This window comes from Paenibacillus sp. LC231, assembly GCF_001860525.1.
Taxonomy (GTDB): domain Bacteria; phylum Bacillota; class Bacilli; order Paenibacillales; family Paenibacillaceae; genus Paenibacillus_AQ.
Window position 1 is genome coordinate 1 of sequence record NZ_JFOM01000031.1, and the last position, 24154, is coordinate 24154.

Sequence of the window (24154 nt, forward strand, 5' to 3'; positions counted from 1 at the left end):
ACTTCATAGTAGAGCGACCTCCTGGATGGGCTTTTTGAGGCAATGACCTCGTGTGTAACCCCATCGTACCGAGGCGCTCGTTTTTGTTCAATCTCCAAAATATTCGTATTACAGGAATTCTAACGGGCAGGATAATTGAAGATCAAACTCGTTGAGCCTTACTACAAGTGAAGGCGAAACTTTCTGCTTCACCTTATCTAGAAAAGGCAGGAGCATGAGTTGCCTTTATCCTGCCTTCTTGCGTGTTAAGGTATTGGTTTCTACTCTACTAAACGATCCAAATCCGGCTGCAATTTGTTCCGCAAAACATACAGCATGATGGCGCCGACAAGGAATGCGACGGCATCCGCAATGACGAGCGACCAGATCACCCCGTGGAAGCCGTTCATCCAATTGGCGATATAGAGCACAGGAATCAGAGTAACTCCTTGAATAACGGACATAATAAACGCGGCCGTTCCTTGCGCTGTTGCTTGGAAAATCCCCGTAAACAACGTGGTCATTCCTGTAATGAACAAGGATAAGAATGTCACATGCAAAATGTAGCTGCCCATTTCAATTAATTGCGGGTCATTCGTAAATAAACCGATTAAGTGATCGGAAATCAGATAGACGATGACACCGAATACGATGGCTAACGCCACAATCGTTTTGATCGTAAATCCAATGGTTTGCTTCATCCGTAATTTATTCGCTGTAAAGGAAAAGGCAATGAGCGGCACGACTCCCTCGCATAAGCCCATCAAAACAAACTCAGGAAATTGCAATAAACGTGATGAAATTCCGTAAGCCGCTACGGCCGGATCTCCATATTCAATAAGAAAACGATTTAAGATGAGCGACATTGCACCCAAAAAGATACTCATAATAAAGACGGGAACTCCGATTTTGAATACATTGCTCAGAATCTCCTTGGAAGCCTTGAACCATTTTACGGAGACGGTTAAGAATTGGCTCTTGTATCCAATATGGAAGGCGTAGAATGCACTCGCAACCAAGTTGGAAATGACCGTAGCAGACGCAACGCCAATCACATCCCAATGAAACACGAAGATGACAAACGAATCGAGAATAATATTGACGACCACACTGAGAATCATACCGATCATCGATGTGATCGCTGCACCCTCCGAGCGCACGATATTCTCGAGCGTGAAGAATAATACGACGATTGGTGAACCGATAAGCATAATCGTGACATAGTCCTTCGTGAATCCGAAGGAGTCAAGCGCTGCCCCCAGGCCATAAATGATAGGATCGATCAACGGAAGACCGACGGCCATCACCATCAGACCGAGAACCAAACTGCTGTAAAAAGCGAATGAAGATACTTGCTTTACATCATCATATTTTTTCTCACCGAGCAAACGGGAGATGAATGTACCGCTACCCATGCCAATCAAGGTGCCTAGCGCCATAATAATTGCGAATAACGGCAAGGTTAACGCGAGTGCGGTTAACATGGCGGTATTGTGAAGTGTACCAAGGAAATAGGCATTCAAGATGGAATAGATGACACTCATTGACGTGCCTAGCATCATAGGTACAGCGAAATGAGCTACGGCTTTTGCGACCGGGGCTTTTTCAAAGTAATGGAGGTTTTCTGCATCCATGCGGGTCACTACTTTCTTTATTTATTTTGGGTTCAATCTTACAGTGTTAGATTGAACCTTACAGTGTTAGATGATATCATGATCCTATGAACCTGTAAAGTATAAACTTACACTGTTAGATAAAGGGCGGATAACGATGAAAAAACAGCAACCTCAGATTTCGGAGGATAGGATTTTGGAAGCCTCGTGGGAGTTACTTGGTGAGGAGGGGATCGAGAAATTCAGCATGAGACGATTGGCCGTTAGGCTAGGGATTCAGGCTCCCTCTATATACTGGTACTTTAAGAGCAAGCAGAATCTCTACCAGCGACTGGCCAACCAGGTATCGAAAATCATTCTGGATGAGTACCGCTCCGAGGGGGACTGGAAGGAGCAGCTGAAGGGACTTGCGGTAACGGTCCGAAGCGTGCTCAGCCGGTATCCCTGCTCCACGCAGCTCATGATGTCGACGCTGCCCCACGAACCGGACATCATCCGGTTCACCAACCGTATGCTGCTCTGCGTGGAATCGACGCCGCTTGAGCAAGAGCAAAAAATACAAACGGTTCTTACGATTATGAATTATGTCTTCAACTTCGTTCTGGATGATTATGAGCACCAGCGCAATGTCTCCGCGATTCTTAAGGACCATGGAGCGGGGGAGCTTCCGGGTGAGGAAATGACTCGCCTTCTGGATTCTATGAGCGAGACGGATGCGGGACTGTTCCGGAGAATGTTCACGAACGGGCTGTTCGAACTGATGGGGACCGACAAGGCGTTCGAGTTCGGCTTGAAGTTGATTCTGCTCGGGATTGAGCAGGTGATAAAGGAGCAGGAGAAGTAGGAACTAAGAACCGCTCATCCGGTGATCGGATGGGCGGTTTCGAATAGGCTTACCGTTTAGTCGCACCAAACTGCGCTATAGATGATACGGGGAACCTTACCAGAAGTAGGGCAAAATTTTTGTTCAGTGGGGTGGAGAGAAAGATTTATGTCGGGGGACAGGATCATGTTCCCATTGAAAGTCGCTAGTTAGCGGCTTTTTTGTTCTATCGGTACAAGTTCTTGTCCTTGGCTCGGGACAAGAACTTGTACCGATTGCCGATTAGAAAAGCATCTAACTATGTTTCCATGCAATATCCATTAAGCTAACGGACAGGAGAGTTTAATAAAACAAGGGTATAACACACAAAATACTGGAGGGAATGTCTTGTTTAAACGATTTGTTCCTCTAATTTTCATCTACTTTGGCCTTTGTAATCAACTATGAACCACTCATCGCTACAGCTACATCTATGCTTTTGCCTTTAAATGCTGAACAAAATGCTAATAGAACAAGATGTCTTAAGCATTGATATTCGAAATCGAACTAGTACAGAAAGAACTATTGTTGAGGATTTTAAAAATACTAATTATTTGGGGAACTGAATCTTCTGCCATGCGCGATAATTGAACATTAGTGGAACCGATCCCCGGATAAATAAAGCTCCTTTGCAGTCTGGAGGAACAGTTTCACCCCGTGTGAAGCCTCCTTTAATGTAGGAACTGCCAAGTGAATGTCTCTATAGGGCTGCGGATTAATGGTCCGGATGCGGACATTAGGTGGCAGTGTAGATAGCGACAAAGAAGTTTTCGATACGATCGAGATTCCCAAGCCTTCTTGAATCATGCTCAACGCCGTGTTTATGTTGTGACCGTTATATTTGGCGTACAACGTGGTTCGGAATTGCTTAAATAGCTCAAAAATCGGCGTTACAAACCCACCTTTGCACACAATCATAGGTTCATTATCCAGATCCGTAATATGAATGGTTTGGCGGCTTTGCAAGGGATGATCATCCCGATGGACCAGGCATAATTCATCTCGAAAGAACGGAATCGTTTCAAGCTCGTTGCTCGGCGGTATAATCCAACCGACATCGATTATTCTGGATTCTAGCCATTTTTTAATCTCTTCGATGGTTCCTTCAAACAGTTCAAATGTCAGCCCCGGATGCTTCTCCCCAATGATTCGCAATAATTTCGGCAAGAAGTGCGCGGACACAATCGGGAACACCCCGACACGAACGGTGCCAACTTCAAACCCTTTTTCAGCGGTTACCTCCTGCTCTACCTTATTGTATCCATGCAAAATCTCTCTGAATATGGCAAGCAAGCGCAAGCCGATATCGGTGAGGATAACCCCGCTTTTTCGTTCACGAATCATGAGAGTGACTCCTAATTCCGATTCAAGCGTTGAGATGGCTCGGCTGACGGCAGGTTGTGTCATATTTAATTGCTCACCGGCTTTGGTAAAGCTACCAGTCTCGACTATTTTCACAAACAACATCAATTGCGAATGTGTCATAACAATTATGATATCTCCTTCATAATAAACATGCATTTTATTTATAAGTTGATCTATTGTACCATGGTAATCACCATTACACAAAGGAGCGCTGAAGATAAATGCAACTTTCGCGAACACTTACTGTTATCCTGTTAACCTTTTTAGTCGCAATGTGGGGAGTGAACTGGCCGTTGTCCAAATATGCACTCGAGTTTGCACCCCCATTGCTTTTTGCCGGCTTGAGGATCACGATCGGAGGTCTCATTCTGCTTCTTTTTGCTTTGCCGCGTTATAGATATCTTAATTTGAAGCATACTTGGCATATTTACCTAATCTCCGGATTACTGAATATCATTCTCTTTTTCGGTTTTCAAACGTTCGGACTGAATATGATGCCTGCCGGTCTATTTTCGACGATCGTGTTCATGCAGCCCGTTCTTCTCGGAATCGGAGCTTGGTTGTGGTTAGGCGAATCCATGAACGCTTTCAAAATAGTCGGCTTGGTTCTAGGCTTTATAGGAGTCGCTGTTATCAGCATAAACGATGGCTCTGGAAATATTTCGACCGTTGGTATCTTGCTTGGTTTAGCCAGCACGATTACTTGGACATTCGGTACGATTTATATGAAGAAAACATCTACTAAAGTCGATGCAATCTGGTTAACTACCCTTCAGATGATTTTTGGTGGAATTGTATTGTTGATAGCGGGTACTACCGTTGAAAACTGGACGGATATCGCTTGGAACCAAACGTTTATCTCGACTTTATCGGTTATTGCAATCTTCTGTACGGCCTTGACCTGGCTCGTTTTCTTTCTGCTTGTCAGATCGGGCGAAGCCGGCAAAATCGGATCGTTTAATTTTCTGGTCCCGCTCATTGCGATCGTGATCAGCGTTCTCTTTTTGGGAGAAACGATTACGACCAAGATGGTGGTGGGACTTATTCTAATTATCATAGGTATTGCACTTGTAAACCTCAAAATGAAATCACTGCAAAAGCGCGGCAATATGCAAAAGGTGGATATGTAGGCAAGGCAGGGGTAACGCACAATCGATTTTACTCATGATATTGATTAATGATCAATTGGCTTAACCTAATGAATTAAGGTTTATTTAATTATAAGGAAATGATACCCAATAAAGAAATAACGGCAGTCGACCAAGAGATCGGCTGCCGTTACTTCTTGAACTAAGGATAGAATAGTTGGAATAGAGTGGATCATAGGAAGCAGCTCGTGACAAGTACATGGTAACTTATTGTAACTCAATATTAGATGCCTTTACTTGGTAGTCCAACATAGCTGACACTATCCTTAGACACACAATATGGTCGTATTCGTTCGGCAACAACTCTAGTTTCACGGATTGTCTTTGCTGCTATTACTTGCGATCAGATATTCTGACCACCCGAAACTTCGATTCTCTGTGCATTAATCCAGCGATTGTCGGATCCAAGTAGGTTGGCGACTGCAGGACCAATGTCCTCGGGTACGCCGACTCGACCAAGGGCAGTCATCGAGGCAAACGTGTCATTGTAAGCAGGTATGTCGCGTACAGAACCTCCTAGAAAATCGGTTTCGATTGCACCAGGTGCAATAGTATTGGCGGTTATACCTCGGTGACCAAGTTCTTTGGCCAAATAGATGGTTAGAATCTCGACCGCGCCCTTTGCGGCGGAATAGGCAGAGAAGCCAGGATAAGAAACGCGAGTGAGTCCCGATGAGAAGTTCACGATACGACCACCATCTGCAAGAAGCGGCAGAAGAGCCTGGGTCAAGAAAAATACGCCTTTGACATGCACATTAAACAGGCCGTCGAACTGAGCTTCAGTAGTTTCGGCATAGTCTATCATTTCTCCGTGGCCGGCATTATTCACTAAATGATCGAAAGTGGCACTATCCCACGTTGACCGCAGGGTCGAACGTACTGTCTCAGCAAAGGCCGCAAAGCTGGAAATATTTCCAACATCAAGTTGTAATGCCACTGCTTTACGACCCAAAGATTCGATCTCAGCAACAACAGACTTTGCTTCTTCTGCTTGGCTACGATAGGTCAAGATGACGTCACCGCCATGACGGGCAATACTGATGGCAGTATTGCGACCAAGTCCACGGCTACCACCGGTGACGATTGAGATATTATTCATTGTAACTTCATCCTTCCAGAACTCATTTTTTAATTGCATTGTTATCATAGATGATAAAGTTCAATTTAAGTCAACACATTTTCACTGAAAAAATTAGTGTATAATTGAACCAGTGAAATATTTGATTTAATCATATTTTTCTCTTCTTTTTACAGCGTCAATTTGGTTTTTCAATTAGATTTGCCAAAAAATCAATTAAAGTTTACTTTAATAGGAGGTGATGAGTTTTATTTATGTTGACTATAAGGAAAGTGACTGAATTGACAGGAATAGCGGCTCCCACACTTCGATATTACGAAAAGGAGGGGCTGCTTCCGCATGTGAAGAGAAATGAAAATGGGAAGCGGTTATATGACGAAAATGATTTAAGCTGGATTCACTTCGTTACTGCGCTTAGAGCAACAGGAATGCCGATTGCTCAAATTCAGAAGTATGTCTACTTGTATAAAGAAGGGGATTCGACGATTTTGGAACGAAAAATGATGATGCTCCATCATAAAAAAGAAATTGAGAAAAGCATAAGAGAGCTATATTTTAATTTGGATAAAATAAACTATAAACTTGCTCTATATGATGTAATAGAATCTCAGATTGAACGAACTAACATCAAAATTTGATTATGCCCAAATACAAAGTCGCTAGATTAGTGACTTTGTATTTTATATAATTGTTGTCGGGGGACAAGAACATAGTCCTATTGAAAGTCGCTAATTTAGCGGCTTTTTTGTTTTATCTCGGGATAACGGTATGGAAGACGAAAACAATGAATGTGAAACTGAAAGTAGCCAATAATGATAAGTGACAATTGATTACGCTAGTCCAATAAACCAGCAACAGTCTAGGACTTTATTTTTCTGTTGTCTAATGACACAAAAGTGTCTACATTTATTAAAGCTGAAATGCCTGACTTATCAGGCTTTTTTATTTTTATGTAGTCCAAAATTACTTATCGGTCTCATCGGCATTCCACCGATCATAATGCGCAAGCTCGGACGACCACGTTTCCGCAGCTTAAGATCAATTCTTCGGCCAAAGAGTCCGTGTACTTTCCGGCAGGCACGCTCCGTCTGCTGGGGCGTGCAGGCGGTATAAGCTTCGCCTAGCTTTCGGCCACGACTCAGTTCTCGTGCAATGGTGGAAGGATGACAACCAAGCTCACAACCGATCCGCCTGCAGGACCAACCTAGTCGATGCAAGGTCTCTAGTTGCCCGCGTTCAATTATGCTGATGGGAGTAGCTCATGTTGGGTTCTCCTGTGTGAATGATTGTGTGGTAACTCCTATTTTACACGAAACTCTCATAGGCCTTTGTATTTCTTAGGTGTCGCACTTCAAATTACAATCCGTCACATGAAAAGGACATTTTGCAGAAGATGACATGGATCGAATGTTCAATATTAAATTACATAAAGTACCATTATACATAAATTTAACTCTTATGCTAGCATTGTATCATTAGTGCTAATAATAGGAATTTGATTTTTCAGATTTGTAATTGCAACACAATCAATGACTAGGAGAGGTTTTTATGAAAAGATTATTCACTTTTTGTTTATCATGTTTAGTTTTGTTTTCTTTAGGGTCAATTAGTATCGTATCTGGAGAAGAAAACCAGGATCAACATTTTAATTTTTACGAAGAACATGGTTTTCCAAAAGAACTATATGAAAAGCATGTAACTTACCGTACTGACAATAATCTCAGTACAGCAATTGTAGATATAAAAAAAGCGATTGAAAGCGAAAATGCTCAACATTCTGAAGAAAATTATAGTATCGCTATGACAAGTGAAGAAGAAGCATACATTGTTGATCGCGATAAATTGATGGATCAATATGGTGATAAAATAGCATCTATTTTATCGGAAGATAAAGAATATATGAGATATGCTACTTTTCATCAGGAGACAAGCAATGGACTAAAATTTGTAGTGGGAATCAGTGAACAGAATGAGGAAACAGAGCGATATGTAAGTGAACTTAGAGAATTAGTTCCAAGTAAGTATTTAGAAATAACGAATGTAGAATATTCTGAATTGGAACTAGTAGAGGCAGTAAACGCTCTAATTGAAAGTAAGGAAAGTATTGAAAAGGAAATCGGATACAATATAGAAAATCTTTATGTTGATATCCCCAAAAATCAAATAGATTTAACCCTCAGTAATTCAGCAGTTGCTAGAACTTCAAATGCTTTAAACACTACAACCACTGACAAACTTGAAAATAAATTTGGTGTTAAATTCCATACTGATTTAGGATCCGCCCCTGTCAAAGAAGCTGCTCAATCGTATCCCCCTGATAATGGAGAGCGTGAACTTACTAAAGATTATATGTTCGGTGGATTAGAGATTAACATAGAACGACCAATTACCTCGGGTTGGTGTACAGCTGGGTTTAGCGCAACAAAAAATGGCGAAAGATATCTTGTTACTGCCGGTCACTGTATAAATGATAAAAATTCACCCTACACATATCAAGGGGGAGAGATTATAGGGGCAAATCATTTTCACTATATGGGTAGCAAAGCAGATGTCGGCCTAATTAAGTTATCTAGTAATAAATATCTAACTAATAAAATATATAAAGGAAGTACAATGCCAATGGGGCAATATACTTCCTATCAAAAATCTAGGCAAGAGATGCAAATAGGTGACAAACTATGCTTTTCAGGAGCTACTACTGGTTTTCAATGCGGGAACATAATAAGTACTTATAGTAGTCCAAGTTTAGATGGTAGTCTGTACCCTGGATTGATTGTAACATCAGGAATCGATAGTGATGGTGGAGATAGTGGTGCGCCTTATTGGTACAATGATGTTCTTTTGGGAATTCATACGTCAGGTTATGGAGAGTCATCTTATGAAAGGACACACTTTACGCATGTGGCAGAAGCAATAAATTTAGGAGGAAATATAACTCCTTATATTTCGAATTAATAAAGTTTAGTTTAAAATATTTCTGTCTGTATGAAAATTATTATAATTTTGAATCTAAATCACAATTATATGCGTCTATTTTAATAAATGGGTGGGATAATATAAATGAAAAAAAGCGCATCTAGTCTAATCTCTATTTTACTGGTTCTTTTCTTAATGGCCTGTTCATCTTCCGAAAATAACATTGTAAAGAATATTGAAAACGAGAACCAGACAACAGAGGATAGTTTCGATTCACATAAAATTGGTGATTTAAAGAAGTCTACACTTGAACATTTTGTTATCGAAAATCCAAATTATAAAAAAGAAAATCTAGAGAGCAGATGGGTAGAGGTAATCAATATACAAAATAGGAATGAACAATTTTTCGTTACAGTAAAAGATCAGGAAAGCAATGAACGTCTGATTCTTAAAAATGAAACTCAAGATTTATCAAGCTTACAGGTGGGGGAGAACATCATAATAGTAACAACAAAGACGTGGCTGGAATCCAATCCACTACAAAATAATGTTTTAAAATTAGTTCACTTACAATAGAAAATACAGGACCCAGTAGACAAGAAAAAACACTATATGGGGTAGTAGCAGCGAAGCTGACACCGCCCGCAAATTAGATGTGATTAAATAGGAAATTAATAAATGAGCTCGTTGTACTCTTGTTGGGCACCCGGCATATTAAAACATATAGTATGCCGCATTTTTTGTTTGCTTTCAGTATTCTGTTACAATCCTCGCAGCAAGACATGGCGGCTAAAAATGTCGGGGGACAAGAACATGGTCCCATTGAAAGTCGCTAATTTAGCGGCTTTTTTGTTTTTTCAGCACGCAGCACAATTGGGGAATCAGGGGGCCATTGACCAGATTTAGAAGATCTTTACCAGGAAATTGTAGATTGACACAAAAGTACCCTTTTAAGAAATCCTTATTTTATAAGGGTTCTTTTTGTTTATGAGTTGTCATTTTTTTGCGACACAATTCTCCCCTTTTACCTGGAGATTGACACAAATGTCCCCTTGTATTCGGATTGTATGGCTAGATCAAGCTGGTTTTACGCGAGTACCGTGTTAGCATCTGAAGAGACCGAAGGAGCTATGAATAGGTCGGAGTCAATTTGATAAAAACTACAATCATTTTTATAGTGTTAGTCATAATTAACAGAATACTAACGAGCAGGAAATACAACCTCGAGATAAAACTTATGATTCTCCGAGCTTTCTCATTCAAATATTTGTTAATTATCAAATATATGCAGCGAGACAAAAAGGTTCCGATGAATGAATCCGGTGAATCGGGCCAATTGAAAAACGTTTCTTAGTCCCTGATAGATTATTAGAAACTATTAGCTTGTACACGTACCAAATGGGCTCTTTTAGCATATAAATAAGATCGAAACAATGCGTAAAGTGCGAAAGAGAGGTCCCCTATGAATAAAGAACTTACGAATCCAAGACAAATTCCTCCGTGTAAAGATCCTCTAATCTGCCACACCGTAATAGGTAAAGGCGATCATGAAATAGAGGCTATCGTATATCTGTATTCTTTGGGAGGTTACGAGATCGATTTAATCAAAGTTCAGTTTCGCAAGAAATCCTCGTTTATGATTGTGCAGGGAACGTCCGAAACCCGCGTTTTGTTGGATCAAGATAAATTGGAACAGGACGCATGTTTCGTTTCCGGATTACGGGATTGCCCTCAGACTTTCCGGGTGCGTATCAGTTATGTTCCTGATGTGGGGAAGACCAGCGGCAAAGTGTTTGTACAGGGGATTTTGACCGACCATTTCGGGAGATCTCCTCAATCGTTGACATATTTAATCGCAGAATGGATAGGATTTACACCTGATTGTCCAAATACAGCAGGTATTCCAAAAAATATAGGACGCACGCATGAATGCGGGCCGCTCAAAATTTCAGTCGATATTCATCAAAACGTGCCGGGAGGTTTTTTAAATGTTGCCGAAGTCTTCTTCTCGGATTTGTCCACTAATACTTGGATGGTGAGGGACTACAAGCAAGGTTCCAGAAATGAAGATCCTTTGATCCTGTACAATCAAAATATTGAAGAAAATGATGTCCTTCTGTGCCCGGTAAACGGAATCCACTCCAAAAGCACGGTCCAGCAAGTCTGGATAAAAAGTATTGACTTGTTTATCCCTCAATTTCATGTTTGCGGCAAACTATGCATAGACGGAATGTTTATGATTAATAATATCTGGCATAACATCCAGCCACGGATATTAGCAAGCTGGACTCATGAAGGCAATGAATGCCCATAGAACAACAAGAAGTTTACACATACAGGGGTGACATTCCATGAAATCCGCTCTACATTACTTGCCCACGGATCAGACTTACAGCTTCTATGCTGCCGCAGAAATGGATACGGTAGGATGGCGGGGATTCCGGCCAAGAGGAACACTTCAATCGAATTCCTTGTCTTTAGGCGACGCCTGGAATAACAAGGGCATCTTCGTGTTTGCTGTTTCGAAGCCGGATTATGCTGATCTGAACGAGGCTATAAAGCTGTTGGGAGATCAACATGACCAAACCTGGCTGATATGGCTCAACCCCGATGGCTCCATACAAAGACCAATTATAAGATTAAAACCCAATAGGCCGTCGGATTATCTATCGGCTAAGGATTATGATGTATCTTTAGGAGAGAGCATATCATTTATCATCGACAGCAACACAGCGGTGAAATTTAATTCGGATAAAGAACAACTCGAGTTTGTATTTAACAGGGAATCGAAAAATATTAGATTTATGGAAGAACTAGACGAGCAACCGCTTATCCAAAGTGCTGCTGTACTGTTACCCTTTGGCGGCAAAGATGGAGGAACGTTCCGGTTTACCGTCGAAATTGCGTCGGAAGAATTGAATAGCAAGTTTAACTTAGGTTTGAAATACTTTTATCTCAAAAAGGATCAACCAACCCCAACCGTCCCCGAGCAGTTCTATCCCGTATTTGAGCCGACGCCGGGATTGAAATTATTATTCCGCGTATCCTTGGATCCGACCGACCCGTATAACCGTGAATTTGCTCGGACTCCGCATGCCGGCCTTCGCTCATACATGGCATTTGATCGTACGAAAGATTCAATAATCCCCCTGTTACCCAGTCACTTCCGCACCTCTTTCGGGCATAAGATCATGCTTCTTCCGCAACTTGAGTTTGACAATCAATCCATATCCGAGGAGCCCCGCCCCTTGGCAGACAGCGCCTTACTGGTATTTTCCCACGATTACAAACAAACAGCCTATACAATTCCGCAAGGGCATTTCTCCTTATCCATTGAAAAGTCCGTTCAATCAACAAATCTGCTCTGCGGCACCACAGGAACCGAGTCCGTAATTTTCAATCCCGCTTTCGGTGCTTATGCGGGCGATCGTATGTTGTTTGTGCCTGGCTGCGCTGCCTATTGGCCTGCCGATCCGGCACATTCCGGGGAGTTGTTGTCGGTTCCCGAATTAGAGAACTCCGCTTCTACCGCCTGGATATCGATTAGGCCAAGCGAGAACAGGCTGCCGGAATCGCCGCCGATCGTTTATTCCTCACAGCCAGAAGAAGAGCCCCATCATCGGCCTCTAACGGATGGAGTGAGCAGGTTTCATGAGCCCAAACTATTTGATTGGATGAAAGAGGACCATAGTGTGCCTCTAGTCCCATTTCAAGGAATCCGGAGGGAAAATGCCCCGGATATGGAGGCGGCATTGTCCTTTGAGCGGTTGGCCATCGCTCCTAACCGAAAACGGCTCATGGACCGTTTTTCCGAGTCCGCAAGCGCCACACGTACGGCGAATTCATCTTCGGAAAACGGCTGGTCCGCAACTCCGCAAGGGTTGCTCGTCAGCGAATCGGCGGGCTCATGGGATACTCTTGTGCTTGGCCAGAATGACAGGAATCCCGATTCGTCAAAACTTGGACCGGAGAGGGAAAGAGTTGAATTCATGGGGCTATCGAATACTTTTCGCAACACTATGCTGTCCAGCCGCCTCTTTCTTGTGATGTCCATAAACAGCAAGACGCACTGGAATCAGTTTAATAATAAAATCTCTATTTCGGATTGGCCGTTTCAAATAAATATTCCGGAATCTCTTCCGGGAGATCCCGAGAACCGCGATAACCGTAACATTGTAATTATGAAATATGCCCCTGGAAAGCTGGCCGAATGGCTGAAGAAACCCGCCCTCTGGGGAAATCCGGAACAATTTAACAAACAACAGCTGGACAAGCTTTCCGATGCGCTGATAAGTTATTGCCGAGTGGACGAAGAAGAGGATCGACTGCCGCCGGAGCTTATTCCCTTTCACCGCCTATGCCATAAACCGGATTGGACAGGCATATTGGCATTGAATGTGGATATTAGAAAAGAAGATATGCCGAAGGAACTTATTGGATTGCTTGGCGGCATCAATCCGCTGAAACCGTTCAAGGCTCATCACATCGGCCTGAATGGCGGCAGGGTCGAATGGAAAGATGACGGATTAAGCATGGACAAGCTAAGTTCTTGGTTTGGGTATATCCACTATCAAGATGATGCCAATGTTTGGGGGAGCCAACCGTTGGGATTTCAGGTAACCGAACTAAAAGCGCGTTTTGAAAACTCCAATATCGAAACCTTCGAGTCAAAAATGCAGCTTCTCATTCGGAAGTTATATGAAACCGAGATGTTTATCGGGGATCCAACCCAAGAACCGGTTGTGACATTAACCGGCTCTATCGAAAGGCACGAAGGAGTCCCTTCCTATGTTTTTCAAACGGACTGTGCAACTATTGCCAAAATGAAAGGTACTCACCCGATTTTAGAAGCTATAAAGATGATCAAGGTCAGCTTTCAAACTACGAATGCCACAGATAAAAAGAATATTAAATCGCGATTCTCGATCTGGGGCTGGAAGTCCTTTATCGAAAAATTAATCGGTCCCATTCACGCCATGGACATATTGGGATATGGGAAGGGCGATAACGGTTTATTGTTCAATAATTTGGGAATCACCATGGAATTTAATGTAAGTGATCCTTTTACTCCACCGACCTTTGACTTTGATCCGTTTCAGATCGAACTCGATCCTGACAAAAGCGCTCAGCGCATTAATAGCCTGGGTGATCATTTCCCGCTACGCCTGCGCAAGTTAATGGTTGCAAAAAACATAGATGAATGGAAGCAAGCTGGGTATATGGAAATAAAACTAGACGGTGTAGGCAGTTCTCATCATCATGAGAACTGGTACGGGCTTGAATATGCCATCGATTTGGGAACCTTGGGAAAGTTGGTACCGGAAGGGGCATTAGTCGGCAGCTTCCTTATTGGATGGAATGCACATGAAGAAGTCTATTGCGGGATAAAGATCCCCGGAGTAGATCCCAGCCGCGGGATGATAGCATTGCAGGAAATGCTGAATTTGGTCATGCCGAATGCCTTCAAATTGTCGGTGAGTGAAAATAATACTTACCGTATGGTGACTGAAGCTTCCGTAAATTTGTTCGGAAGAAACTACAGTTTCAATTTTGGATTCTATGAAGATCCTCAAAATAAGAAGCGACTTGGTTGGTACGCAACGACAAATATTTAAGCAGAGAGGAGTGCAAGGCCGTGAAAGAAGAATTTGCAGCGCTTGGGCAGTTTATTACTTCAGATGAGCTGGATGAATCCCACTCTGTCGAAGCTACGGTTGATAAGATGGAGGAAGTATTTGGACCTGCCGGTGACTCTTTCCCGGATAATCTAAAGTATGACCCCAACAACGGATGGATTGCCGGGCTTAAGTTTAACCCCCTTCGTTATGTCCACTTGGCCGCATTGTTCCAGGATCTGCATAATCGCTACGGGCTTTTTATCGGACTCGATGATGATGGAATGGCTGGTCCGTTCAAGGGCCTGCAGGCAGAAGTGCAATATGAGAAAAGAGAAGGGGCCCCAGGCCGTTTTTCCGGAGCAATTCAACTTCCCGACGCGCAACGTTCAACCGATATGGGAGCCGTAAAAATAGTCATTCCGGAGGTTTCCTTCGATTTGTACCGTAACGGGGACTTTAAGATAGATATCGGATTCCCGGCAGGCCTTGATTTTTCGCGGTCTCTTTGCATTGAAGCGCCTCCGTATATCGGCTGGGGAGGAATTTACTTTTCTCGCAAGAGTAATGAAACCTCGGCATATGCCAATGTCCCCGAGGTTAAAGAAGATGTAGGCCGCTTTGAATCCATCATTGAAGCGGGAATAGCCGTAAAGCTCGGTTACGGTAAGTCATTCGGACAAGGGATTCTGGAAGCGGGTTTAAGTATTACTGGAATTGGCATTCTTGAAGGGGCTATCGCCACATTTAGATCAGCTGGTGACATTTCGAAACACGACAAATTTAACTGGTACAAGGGCGTGCTTGGACTGGCGGGGAATATTTTTGGGCGAGTGGATTTGGAGGTCTTAACGGCGGAAATCGATTGTGAGGTAAGCACCACCGCCAATTTAATCATGGAGGCCTACAGAAGCTCAGATATTGTTTTTGATTTCAATGTGGACGCTTCGGGGGAAATTGAAGTCAACTTCGGATTCACTAAAGGAAAGATAACGAAAGAGTTTCATGAACATTTTGAAATGGACTTTACGATGGGCGAAGATCGGCCCGAAGACGCTCCTTGGTATAGTCCTGCTCTATTGTTGGATGCACCGGAATTTCAAGATGAAGATAAATTGGTCTGGAAGCGGGTTTTCCCGAAAAGCGGAAAAGAGAAAATTTCGCTGTACTTCTTGCCGCATCTGTCTATTCGAGACGAAGGGGGGAACAAAGATGCTCAGTGCGCAGCTATGCTATATATGTCTGCTCCGGACTCCGAGGCAACAGATCCTTCTTTTTCGAAGTGGATCGAGGGATTATTTCTATGGGCGGTGAATGCGTATTTATTCGGCAGGGACACGAATTATGACGAATTAATGAGTCAGAACATCAGTGGACAGCAGCTGAAGAATATTCAAGATTTATTAATTAAGGACGGGATTTCGCAATCTCCAATTGATTATGAACAACATATCGTCCCTTTTCTAAATGATTATTTCGAATTTCATGTATGTCCCCCCGAGGCAGATGACTGTACGGAAGACCCTGAGGCAGAGATACAATCGTTCGTATTTTTCCCAATGCTTCCTGATTTTAAGTTGACCCTGGAAAAAACGAAGAATGATGGAACGATTGAAGATGACAAGTGGGATTATGACATAAAAATGCCCCGTTCGAAACAAAACATCCAAAAAATAAAGAACCATATGTACAAAAACATGGCGGATCAACGAACGAATTCCCAGCGGAGATATGACGAATCTCTTCTACAGCCAAGCACGAGTGTATCAGCCCGTTCAAAGACGATGTGTGTGCACTGGATGCAAGACGCGGTAACCCTGGTCATTAAGTCAATCATTAACTTTGCTGTGAGAACCATCGGCGATAAAACGGAGCGTATAGAAGTATTTATCAAAGAATTATTGGAAGCTAAAACGAATGATAATAAGACGACTCTCGTATCCAATCTGGCCGCCATGAAATCCCGGTTTGCGCTGTTTGGACTGCGCGTCACAGAGGGGGGTACCCAAAACTCCATTTACTCCGAAATCGGACAATTATTTGCAATCCAACCGGATGAAATCTCGAAATTAAAGTTTACCCTTGAGAAGGGAAACAAACTAGCGGTAAAAATGAATACATGTACGGAACCTCCTGGAGATGAAGATAAGCTGGAGGTCACTTTCCCGGATTGCGAACTCCAACGTATGCGGGATCTGTTGGATGTGGCAGTTCCATCGCCCGATCAAGAATGGCCCTGTATTCGACCGCTTCGGCCTTATGCCGAAGTCCCGCAATCCTTCCCGGCCAAGCCGGGAGCTAACTGGAGTATTTACTCCAGACAAAGTAAGGGTCTCCATGTATTCTCGGCCGCGCTGGGACGCAGGCTTATAAGTAACGACCCTCCTTTACTAAAGTTGTGCCGCAGAGATCAATTAGAATGTGAAATACAACGCTCGGAATATGATTTGGCAACCTTCGTGGAAGTCAAGCTGGTCAAGACACAGTATGACAACCTTTACGAATTGCGCGGTGCAACCGGCTATGGACAAAAGCTTCTCGAACGACTGGCTCGGAAACTTCCGACAGATCACTTTCCGGCGGATGAAGTACACTTGAAAAGCGTTCATATCCTGCATTGCGACAGCCAGACAAGCGAATGGGTTTCCCATGATGAGCCCGTGATGATTTTCCGGAGCAATCTGACGACGTTCAGTGAGCCAAAAGATAGTGAAGGACTAACTCTAACCAATAGTAATAATGTACTGGATATCTTTGCCTCTTCGCTATATAAAAGCGGAACCGTAAATTCCGGCGGGTTTTATTTAAAATATATATGCAGCGAGTGGTCCAATTACGGGAACGGCGATGTCTTCGAGGCTCAGCTCCTATTGAGCTACAGCTCGCTTGCGACGCTCGCCCCTTACATGAATGCAGTAGTTACATCCGAACCTGTAACGGACAAGCCGGCCAGTTATTTTTTCCTGGATGAGTTGTTATACCAAAAGGTGCCTATACTCCAGCCCGGTCATGTAGGTTTGGAAGTATATCGTCCGCATCCTGCTCCAACTCCGCAGGGTTCGTTCGATCCGGCCACCTATCTCCGCCGGATGTTTCATTTGATCGGTACGAAAGTAGAAGGAAACGGAGTATTTGACGATCAGGATGCTGCAGATGTACCCATTGCGCCTGTGTCCGTCGTTAATGTACTCCCATGTCCCGCGAATACAAATTCCGCCGAACCGGAGGAATGGCGGAAGTACCGTTCCGTGCTGCGCATTGAGAATATACCGCCTGTATCTGGCCCAGTAGTTGATTGTCAGGAACCCGAATATGATCCGTATTCCCATATCGGGGAGAACTTGCGCCTTAAGCTTACTCCCCGGGACGGATTCGGGAATGTGCTTGATAGCTGGAGTACGCATTATGAAATGCCCATTCTGTACCGGGATTTTGTCGTTCCGGTTCATCAATGGCCGGGAACAACGATGGCATACCGTATGGAGAAAGGCATGTCGTTAAGCATCAGCCTCCATTTCGATCCGCGGGAGCTGACGGACCCGGAAGTGGCCCAAGATATTTATGCTACGGCATATCATCATATATCGCGCACTGATGTGCAGGCATATATAAGTTCCTCGATCGGTAATCATCAAGTCACGGTAACGACGGATTTGAAACAATATGCTCTGGAATGTTGGTGCAGCCTGAAGTCAATAACGGCCCCAAGCCCAATTACAACAGTATTATCTGCAACAATTGACGTGAATTGGGACATTAAAGAGCCCGTTTTTGAATTCACCGTGGATCTGTCGATCAAACGAACCGAAGCGAAGCTAATCGATCCGGAGCTCATGAGCATTCCTGAAGCGAAAAACGGATACAGCCGAATTGCTCACGAATCCGTAACCCAATTGACCGCCCAGCCCGGTCAACCTGGAGCTTATGTTCAAGACAAGCAAACTTTGAAGCAACTGGCCGATGTGATAGAGGAGAACCAAAAATACAAATTAGCCCGGGGAGCATGGATTGAGGGGGAGGATGCCAATCGTTTGTGGATAGTCGGCATCGGTGAGCACGGCAACATCAAAATTGAGCTGCAAACCGATACGTTCCTTTACGCGGCGGCCCCTTTAGAAACCGTGAAACATAAACGAAGCTTTCTTGTACAAAACTATGATTCATTCGCGGAGCCGGGAGAATCCGTTAGTGATCCTACCCTTTTTGCCGAGCAAGAGGCAGATTTGGACCAATGGACATTGGAAACGTTTGAGTTTATCGATGAAATGCTTCGACCGCCATTTCTTCAGGTTATCGGGGAGATCGATCAGGGTCTCACTTTAGAATCAATTCTAAAATGCAAGGAAAAAATCGCAAATTCGTTCACAAGTAATGTCAACCACCTAGGGAAGTTATTAAAAGAGTCAAATTCCAGTCAAGATGACTTAGCTGCCGCCCGGAAACGTTATTTGGACGCCATGCTCGTTCAACTATCCGCTTCTTACGATCAAGACACGATTATACAGCAGCCGGTACGTGTCGAATTAGAGAGCGGAGATCCCGAACTGATGGAATCCATTGGATTTTACGGCTTGATTGCGGCGAATGTTACCGGGATAAAGGAGAATCCAGAGCAACCAAGTAACACAAAGGTACAGGCTTCTTTTTCTAAAGCCAAGCTGCCCCTGTCGGCAGGGATGAACCTGTTGTCGTACTTGTTCAATGTCAAAGATGCCGGAGGATATTCCAAGTATATGGCGGAAGGAATTACTTACAAGGTGAGTCATATCGAACATGTCGCAACGGATGAGAAGAGGTTCAAGTCCTCTGCCTGGATTAAGTTAGTCAATCCTTATGAACTCAAATTGGGGGATCGAATGATAATTGTTATGCTTAAAGGACATCCCGTCCCTCCTGAATTAACGCGGCACGAATGGTCCGCTCCGGAGGACTCGAGTAATTTGGAAGAAGTCAGAAAATGGGACTATACCTTTGGCTACAAATTAGGACACGACGCACCTGCCCAGGACGAAATGAAATACGAAATCGAATGGAATGAAGACGGCTCGCCGGTTCACTTTACTGCGGATGACAATCTTGCGCAAGCGATGGCCCAGCTTCGGCATATAATGAAAGATATCCGAACCCATATGCTTCTTGACACGGGCAAAGAAAAAGCAGCCGCTTGTTTGCTTAAGGCAGTTCAAGGTATCGCGGACAGCTGGTTGTCACGGTCAAAGCGACTTCCTAAGACCAAATCGTCCGGTTTGATCACTACATTTCATACATGGTCACGAATTGTTGATCAAGCCGAGGCGGAGGATGGGAAATCAACATTGGAAATAGTACTTGACTCCGTAACCGGGCCTATCCCGGCGTCGGATATCCAGATTCGGCTTGCCGGATATCAGTCCGAAATAACTTCGAAATCTGATGATCGTTCGATATTCCGATTTTTCGTCGAAGAGACGTTAAACGACGCGACAGTCAAGCGGTATTTAACGAATAAGGAAAAGCTTTATCTGGCGGACATAGAACAGACAGTTACGATTACCGAGATCGATATTCTTAGCATTCGGAGCGCTCGCGCTTCTTTGTATAAGACTCGGAACGAGTTGTTGCTTAAAGGCAGTTCCACCTACCAAGAGGCTACGGCAGAAGCGTTTGTGTATCGTACTCCCAAAGTGATGCCTGCTGATCCTGTAGCCCCTGTTATTAAAAGCAATGCCGGCATTGATATTTCGGCGTTAAAGTCAAATACATCGATCCGAACGGTGGAGGCCCACATTCAAACGCTGCTCCAGGAATTGTTCAAACCCGGGTCGAATGAGATTTATCCTTGTACACTTGTTTGCTCGGCCGTTTATCGATACCCGTATTTATGGGTACAAACAACCCGCCCCTTAATGGATGAAGGAGATGAGGCGGAGGTATCTATCCCGATTTGCTTGAAGCACCCGTTCCTTTACACGGATGATGATTTTTCCGTAAAAGCATTTTGCAGCGAGCTTGAGTATTGTATGAATAGGGAGGACGGACCAATCGGGGAACAAGGAAAGTTCGTAATCAATCTCAAGGTTTACCCTCACCAACAAGAGGCTACCAATACGAAGTCCGTTCTGTCCTTGGGTAGGCTTGAGCTCCCATTGAATAAAATTAACTTAAATTAAATGAACATTTTAGATCTGAAAATAAGGTGATTAATGAGATGCTGATGTCCTCTGAAGGGCATCAGCATCTCATTTAATGTATTATTTAAATTGTCGAGGACAAGAACATAGTCCTAGTGCTGGCTAAATATTAGTCTAAGTATAACTAACAAGATCTAATGCAGATTGCCACAATTTTAATGATGGAAGTGTGAAAAAAATTCATGCTTCTCATATTTTAGGGATTGGTTCGGAATTAGATTTCGAAGTTCTATATATTCCGGTCGTTACAAAGGCGGCGTATGCTTTTTGTGCGATTCAAAGGGGAGGGGGCAGCTACAAAGTTCTTTTAAGGGAGGTTTGTCGAGGGACAAGAACATGGTCCCATAGAAAGTCGCTAATTTAGCGACTTTTTTGTTTTATCGGTACAAGTTCTTGTCCCAAGTCGAGGACAAGAACTTGTACCGATTGCCGTAATGGACAAGAACATTGTCCGATTACCGATTAGATAAATATCTAACTGGGTTTTATGCAATTTCATTAAGCTAACGGTCAGGATACACTAACAATAAAATAGTGAGTGAGCCTATACCGACCAAGCTATGGAGCAATTTGTAACACCTTAAAAAGAGCTCAGTTGGCACTTGTTGCTTTTTAAGGTAACGGGCAGATTAGCGTAACTAAACTTCTCATTACTCGTTTATAAAGATATAGGACATCCGTATGCAAGGAGGTATATGATGAGAAAATTTGTATTGTTGTTTATTTTTGCTTTCGCATTGGCTGCTTGTGGTAATTCTGATGAAGATCTACCTGTTACCCAAGATAATCAGAAAATTCAGGATCTTCATGCTGAAAACGAGCAACTTAAAGCTGAATTAGAAGCGGCTCAGAATACGTCGAGTGAAATGGACATGGGAGCTATTACAGGTCCTTTGAATGCAGCATTCAGAGTAATTGGCGCTATGAATAATAAAGATTACAAAGTCTTAGCAACATTATCTGTCCCTGAAGTGAAGTGGGATGATCAGGCCGAAACGTATACTTTACAAGATGATGATTCCAAGCAGAATGTTTCTCTCATATCACCAATTGAGTTTAGGAACTTAGAGTATCGCGGTTTTGAACCAGTGAGTGAGAATGAGGTACAAGTATTTTTGGCAAAGGTAGATGATGGAAATGTTGCCATCTATATGGATTTTGTGAAAACTGGGGATCAATGGCTATATAAAGGTCATTTAACTAATTAAACAAGAGAAAACTATGAAAGACTGATTAATTTAATACATCTAAACTAACATATCAAAATTCAGGGAAATCATTCAACTAACGGGAAGCTAAGCTTAATGAACACTGCGGCAGACGGCCACAAGATCGGCTGCCTTCGACGTTGCACTATCGGGCAGAATAGTTTGTTGATGACATCGCAGCTGGTACGTGATATAGAATGAAGATCTCACTCATTTTCCACAGATTCAAATTTTCATACTGTTAAGGAATCTAAAAAGAGGTACACAGCTAATCCGTCAGCCCGCGATTTAATCGCTGAATTAAATGAGAATGAGTTGAAGATTTCTATATTAACCCAGATGCCAGTAAGAAAATAGTGAGTCCATGAGTCAAAGTAGATGGAAGTATACCATATTTCATCCGAATATAGGCACAAACCATTCCCTCATACAGTGTAAAAACAAGTAAAGTTGCACCTAAATCTGTAACAGTCGAGGCTAAAAAAATATGTCCAGAAGCAAAAAGAACTGCCGAGATTATAGTTGCCTTCCAAGGTCCGGCAATTCGTTCGAAATACCCCTGTATATATCCTCGAAATAGTACCTCCTCCAGTAAGTTACCGGATAATGCCATAAAAAGTAATGGAAATAAAATACTCGTTGAAACAGTCCCCCCCCGATTTTCAATAGTGATGAAGGAATAAATTAGAACAAACGGAATGGCTATGATTAACGTTCCCAAAAGTCCGGCAAATATAGAGACAAATCTCTGTTTGCCATACCAAAATAGAAGACTTAATAAATTCTTATTAGATATAACAATAAGAAGAGTAAGTAGGAGAGAGACAAGCCCGAGAGTGAATAATATCCATCCGTCATTCATAAAACGCAGCCATACCGTATTCTCAGTTACACCGAATCTCCAAAATCCAAGTGGTGTCATCGCATCCCGTATTAGAATGAACCCAAATACAAGTATAAATAACCTTGATTCCAATGAATTCTTCGGCAACAAAATATAAGCGCCCATTAATAACAGGATACCCGGCATAATTCGAAGCGAATATTCCATGAATTGTTCTAACATTTTGGGCAACTTCCTTTCAGAATGATTTATCAAACATTTTTTTTACAATAGAACATGAGATATAAACCATCGTTAGTGGAATCACTGTCCCCCTTTGCTTAGATAGATTTCAATTGCGTTCCTTTCTGGATCAATTTCGATAATACACTGTAAAAAACTGGTGGGTCTAGAGAAACAGTTTTGCTATGATCTCTAAAGGTAGAGCTTAAGAAAAGATTGTGTAGGCTTTGAAAATATATTGCTTCAACGAAATGTTTTGCAGTAATGCATAATTTCAGACGGAGGGAGAGAATGTATGAATATTACTAAGTGTATTGAAGATATTTTAGTAGATAGGTTCGCCCAGCTTGGGTTTAACTATGAGAAATCAGATACTGGTTGGACTTTTATAAGGGAGTCTGGCGGAGTAAAGGAGTTCATCGAAATTGAAAAAAGCAATTGGTATGAAAATGCTATAAGTTGTGAGTATCGGAAGGGTACTTCTACTAGAAATACTATTGCCTTTTTGAGAGATCGTATAGAACAGGTGCATGTTTTTTCAGGTGAATCTACTTTAAAAGAAGAATTGAAATTGATAGTAGATATAACAGAAAAGTATGCTTTAAAATGGTTTGAACAAATAAAAGTTAAGAAAAAAAACCCGCCGGATAACTTTCTTAAAGAGGAGTGGGCTCCATTACTTCAGTCATTTATCAGAAAAAATAGTATTGAATTTGATAATATTGAATCAATTTCTTTCTTAGACAAGATGCTAAAACAAGAAGCTTCAAAAGTGGAGATATACTCAATAAGCTATTGTTTCGGGGAGATTATAAAACAAAATTTTGGTGCGGAATGGGATTATAGTCCAGAAGATGGACCTTTTATTAAAAACATTGCAGGCTCAAAGAAGATAGCTCTCAAACCATTTGTTCTAGTTACTAAAATAGTAATGAATCCCGATGTCCTTAGTTTAGAGTATTTCTTTACAAATATTAAAAGCGCGGTTGATGGTAGCAAGAATTAATCCATGTTGTCGGGGGACAAGAACTTGTACCGATTGCCGAAAAGGACAAGAACATGAGCCGATTACCGATTAGATAAGCATCTAACTATGTTTCCATGCAATTTCATTAAGCTAACGGGCAGGATAGT

14 protein-coding genes and 1 pseudogene are annotated in these 24154 nt (G+C 42.6%); 10 read left to right on the forward strand and 5 right to left on the reverse strand.

The window, feature by feature from the left end:
- Window positions 1-260: 260 nt before the first annotated feature.
- Entirely contained in the window at window positions 261-1613 is a 1353-nt protein-coding gene (locus AK95_RS20555) for an MATE family efflux transporter (protein WP_071221781.1), read from the reverse strand.
- A 136-nt stretch (window positions 1614-1749) separates the two neighbouring features.
- On the opposite strand from AK95_RS20555, the gene AK95_RS20560 reads away from it, so the two are divergent.
- On the forward strand, window positions 1750-2436 hold the full coding sequence (locus AK95_RS20560; RefSeq protein WP_071221782.1) for a TetR/AcrR family transcriptional regulator: 687 nt from the start codon (window positions 1750-1752) through the stop codon (window positions 2434-2436).
- Window positions 2437-3048: 612 nt separating this feature from the next.
- Here the strand turns inward: AK95_RS20560 and AK95_RS20565 are convergent.
- Complete coding sequence (locus tag AK95_RS20565) at window positions 3049-3939, reverse strand: LysR family transcriptional regulator (protein ID WP_071221783.1); 891 nt, start codon at window positions 3937-3939, stop codon at window positions 3049-3051.
- A gap of 101 nt (window positions 3940-4040) precedes the next feature.
- Between AK95_RS20565 and AK95_RS20570 the strand changes: the two genes are divergently transcribed.
- Window positions 4041-4949: a DMT family transporter gene (locus AK95_RS20570; RefSeq protein ID WP_074961910.1), complete on the forward strand. Its 909-nt coding sequence runs from the start codon at window positions 4041-4043 to the stop codon at window positions 4947-4949.
- Window positions 4950-5310: 361 nt separating this feature from the next.
- Here AK95_RS20570 and AK95_RS20575 read toward each other — a convergent pair whose 3' ends face one another.
- Entirely contained in the window at window positions 5311-6066 is a 756-nt protein-coding gene (locus AK95_RS20575) for an SDR family NAD(P)-dependent oxidoreductase (RefSeq protein WP_071221784.1), read from the reverse strand.
- A 233-nt stretch (window positions 6067-6299) separates the two neighbouring features.
- Between AK95_RS20575 and AK95_RS20580 the strand changes: the two genes are divergently transcribed.
- A complete protein-coding gene (locus tag AK95_RS20580; RefSeq protein WP_071221785.1) occupies window positions 6300-6683 on the forward strand; it encodes a MerR family transcriptional regulator in 384 nt (127 codons plus the stop codon).
- Between the two features lie 489 nt (window positions 6684-7172).
- Here the strand turns inward: AK95_RS20580 and AK95_RS34935 are convergent.
- Window positions 7173-7308, reverse strand: a pseudogene (locus AK95_RS34935) (helix-turn-helix domain-containing protein); the annotation flags it as partial.
- Between the two features lie 285 nt (window positions 7309-7593).
- Between AK95_RS34935 and AK95_RS20585 the strand changes: the two are divergent.
- The 6 genes from AK95_RS20585 (at window position 7594) to AK95_RS20615 (ending at window position 21954) form a co-directional block, all read left to right on the forward strand.
- Window positions 7594-9000 carry a S1 family peptidase gene (locus AK95_RS20585; protein WP_071221786.1) on the forward strand — a complete coding sequence of 469 codons (1407 nt, stop codon included), beginning with the start codon at window positions 7594-7596 and terminating at the stop codon, window positions 8998-9000.
- 105 nt (window positions 9001-9105) lie between these two features.
- Window positions 9106-9537, forward strand: a complete 432-nt coding sequence (locus AK95_RS20590; RefSeq protein WP_071221787.1) for a hypothetical protein — start codon at window positions 9106-9108, stop codon at window positions 9535-9537.
- Between the two features lie 886 nt (window positions 9538-10423).
- Complete coding sequence (locus AK95_RS20600; protein ID WP_071221789.1) at window positions 10424-11275, forward strand: hypothetical protein; 852 nt, start codon at window positions 10424-10426, stop codon at window positions 11273-11275.
- Between the two features lie 196 nt (window positions 11276-11471).
- Complete coding sequence (locus AK95_RS20605; RefSeq protein WP_235613185.1) at window positions 11472-14576, forward strand: hypothetical protein; 3105 nt, start codon at window positions 11472-11474, stop codon at window positions 14574-14576.
- A gap of 20 nt (window positions 14577-14596) precedes the next feature.
- On the forward strand, window positions 14597-20725 hold the full coding sequence (locus tag AK95_RS20610) for a hypothetical protein (protein WP_071221791.1): 6129 nt from the start codon (window positions 14597-14599) through the stop codon (window positions 20723-20725).
- Window positions 20726-21444: 719 nt separating this feature from the next.
- A complete protein-coding gene (locus tag AK95_RS20615; RefSeq protein WP_071221792.1) occupies window positions 21445-21954 on the forward strand; it encodes a hypothetical protein in 510 nt (169 codons plus the stop codon).
- 325 nt (window positions 21955-22279) lie between these two features.
- On the opposite strand, the gene AK95_RS20620 is transcribed toward AK95_RS20615, so the two are convergent.
- A complete protein-coding gene (locus AK95_RS20620) occupies window positions 22280-23020 on the reverse strand; it encodes a CPBP family intramembrane glutamic endopeptidase (RefSeq protein ID WP_071221793.1) in 741 nt (246 codons plus the stop codon).
- 295 nt (window positions 23021-23315) lie between these two features.
- Between AK95_RS20620 and AK95_RS20625 the strand changes: the two genes are divergently transcribed.
- Window positions 23316-24026, forward strand: coding sequence for a hypothetical protein (locus AK95_RS20625; RefSeq protein ID WP_071221794.1), 711 nt, complete (start codon window positions 23316-23318; stop codon window positions 24024-24026).
- Window positions 24027-24154 lie beyond the last annotated feature (128 nt).